Below are 1,135 nucleotides of genomic sequence, written 5' to 3'. Positions count from 1 at the left end.
GTGTCTGCCAAAATCCATCGTAGGCCGAGAAAACCCTGTCGCATAACGACAGGGGCCGCGAAAGGTCTTTCCTTGTTATATTCGTGCAGATATATCGGTCGGCAGGCATTGGACTGATCGGATTTCGAACCCGGGCAGAATTTCATGACGCACAAAGGTTTTGGATTGGGAGCGATCACCATTGGCGTTTTCGCGGCATCGCTGGCGATCTCGGCGCCGGCCGCCCGTGCCGAGGACAAGCTGATCGTGTTTGCGGCGGCCAGCCTCAAGGACGCGTTCGACGGCGTCAACAAGGCCTGCGAGGCCGATGTCGGCGAGGCGGCGACCATTTCCTACGCGGCAAGCTCAGCGCTTGCCAAGCAGATCGAGGGCGGCGCGCCGGCCGACATTTTCATCTCGGCCGACCTCGACTGGATGAAGTATCTCTCCGACAGGAAGCTGACCAAACCCGACACCGAGGTGAAGCTGCTCGGCAACCAGATCGTGCTGGTGGCGCCGACGGATTCCAAGGTTGAGGCCAAGATCGAAAAGGGCTTCGACCTTGCCAGGCTTATCGGCGATGGCAGGCTTGCCATGGGCGACGTCAAGGCTGTGCCGGCCGGCAAATACGGCAAGGCGGCTCTGGAATCGCTCGGCGTCTGGTCTTCAGTGGAAGGCAAGGTCGCGCAGGCCGAGAATGTGCGCGCGGCGCTGAAGCTGGTGTCGACCGGCGAGGCGGGGCTCGGCATCGTCTATGCCACCGATGCGCATGCCGAAAAAGGCGTCAAGGTGGTCGGCACCTTCCCGGAGGATTCGCATCCGCCGATCATCTACCCGGTTGCCCAGACGGCAGATTCGAAGGACAAGGATGCGCCGGCATTCCTGAAGTGCCTCGAATCCGCGAAGGCGGCAGAGCTCTTCAAGGCGCAGGGCTTCACCATCCTGGCGCCTTCCAACTAAGGCAGCGTCCCGACGCATGAACTGGCTGCTGGACCTCACTCCCGACGAATGGAATGCGGTCCGGCTGTCGATCAAGGTGGCGACGGTGGCGATGCTTTTCAGCCTGCCGCCGGGCATCGCGATCGCGCTCGTGCTCGCCCGTGGCCGGTTCTGGGGCAAGACGCTGCTCAACGGGCTGGTGCATCTGCCGCTGATC

Annotated in this window: 1 protein-coding gene and 1 pseudogene; both read left to right on the top strand. The window is 62.3% G+C overall.

The genetic code is table 11. From position 1 onward, the window contains the following. Positions 1-144: 144 nt before the first annotated feature. Positions 145-939, top strand: a complete 795-nt coding sequence (gene modA, locus EN742_RS35570; RefSeq protein ID WP_127406236.1) for a molybdate ABC transporter substrate-binding protein — start codon at positions 145-147, stop codon at positions 937-939. A 16-nt stretch (positions 940-955) separates the two neighbouring features. Then, positions 956-1,135: pseudogene (locus tag EN742_RS35565) on the top strand (molybdate ABC transporter permease subunit); the annotation flags it as partial.

This window comes from Mesorhizobium sp. M4A.F.Ca.ET.020.02.1.1, from assembly GCF_004022645.1.
Lineage (GTDB): Bacteria > Pseudomonadota > Alphaproteobacteria > Rhizobiales > Rhizobiaceae > Mesorhizobium.
Note: the sequence above shows the minus strand (reverse complement) of the source record. Positions and strands in the feature narration are given on the sequence as shown.